We start from the raw sequence: 1,108 nt of genomic DNA on the forward strand, positions 1-1,108 counted from the left end.
CTGGCAGGCTGATCAGGGGATCATCGCTCATCTGGCTGATCGTTTCCAGAGTCATATATCTGGCCCGCTGCACTGCCCATTCATCGTTCTGTTCGAGCAGGATTGCGCCGACGAGGCGCACGACCGCATCGTCGTTCGGGAAGATTTCTACGACCTCGGTGCGCCGCTTGATCTCGCCGTTGAGACGTTCGATCGGATTCGTCGAGTGGAGCTTGGCGCGATGTTCCTTGGGGAAGGTCATGTAGGCCAGCACGTCGGCTCGGCGTCGTCCATGATTGTCGCCAGCTTCGGCACCTTCGGCCGGATCTGGTCGGCGACGGCGCGCCATTGTACGGACGCGGCCTCGGGCGTTTCCTGGGCGAAAGCGGTGGCGATGAAGGCTGAGACGACCCTGCGGCCGCTCTTGCCGGCATGGGCCAGCACGTTCCTCATGAAGTTGGACGCGGCACCTCTGCCATGTCGCGCACAGCACCTTGGTGACGGCCGCCTTGAGGCCTTCGTGAGCATCGGAGACGACGAGCTTGACGCCGCGCAGGCCGCGACGTGTCAGCTTGCGCAGGAACTCTGTCCAGATCGGCTCGGCCTCCGAGGTGCCAATCTCCATGCCCAGTACCTCGCGCCGGCCGTCCGCGTTGACGCCGACGGCGATAATAACGGCGACCGAGACGATCCGCCCACCTCGGCGGACCTTCAGGTAAGTGGCGTCGATCCACAGGTATGGCCAATCGCCCTCGATCGGCCGCTCGAGGAAGGCCTTCACCTTCCCGTCGATCTCCTCGCACAGCCGCGAGACTGGCTCTTGGATATGCCGCTCATACCCATGGCCTTGACCAGGTCGTCAACCGACCGGGTCGAGATGCCTTGCACATAAGCTTCCTGGATGACGGCGGTTAGCGCCTTCTCGGCCATGCGGCGCGGTTCGAGGAAACCTGGGAAGTAGCTTCCCTTCCTGAGCTTCGGGATGCGCAGCTCGACCGTGCCGGCCCGCGTCTCCAGTCCCGGTCGCGGTAGCCATTGCGCTGGGCGAGCCGCAGCGGGTTCTTCTCGCCATAGCTGGCGCCGGTGGCCGCGCCCACCTCCATTTCCATCAGTCGCTCGGCGGCAAAGC

The 1,108-nt window shown here is 64.4% G+C and carries 1 pseudogene; it reads right to left on the minus strand.

The annotated features are described in order from the left end of the window. A pseudogene (locus tag NKJ78_RS30755) lies at positions 1-996 on the minus strand (IS256 family transposase); the annotation flags it as partial. Positions 997-1,108: the final 112 nt, after the last annotated feature.

Origin of the sequence: Mesorhizobium sp. M0037, assembly GCF_040323635.1 — a bacterium.
Taxonomy (GTDB): Bacteria; Pseudomonadota; Alphaproteobacteria; order Rhizobiales; family Rhizobiaceae; genus Mesorhizobium.